Origin of the sequence: Faecalibacterium gallinarum (genome assembly GCF_022180365.1) — a bacterium.
GTDB lineage: Bacteria > Bacillota > Clostridia > Oscillospirales > Ruminococcaceae > Faecalibacterium > Faecalibacterium gallinarum.
In genome coordinates, this window is the sequence record NZ_BQKV01000091.1 from 1 (window position 1) to 311 (window position 311).

Sequence of the window (311 nt, forward strand, 5' to 3'; positions counted from 1 at the left end):
AGACCTTCAAAGACGTACCTTGAAAACTGAATAATAACTGCGAAACAAGATTATAGTAAGTTCTTTTTAAGAAACACTACAGTTTCAAAAGGAAGGGTAACAATAATCTAGTTGGCAAATAGAGAATCAAGAGGATATTGATAGACTCAGAGAAATCTGAGAATATCAGCGGTCAAGCGAAGAAGGGCGCAGGGCGAATGCCTTGGCACTGGGAGCCGATGAAAGACGTGATAAGCTGCGATAAGCCTCGGGGAGCTGCAAATAAGCTTTGATCCGGGGATTTCTGAATGAGGAAACTCACTCAGCCTCAT

1 rRNA gene is annotated in these 311 nt (G+C 42.4%); it reads left to right on the forward strand.

The features are described from left to right. Positions 1-170: 170 nt before the first annotated feature. Positions 171-311 (forward strand): 23S ribosomal RNA (locus JCM17207_RS10485); the annotation flags it as partial.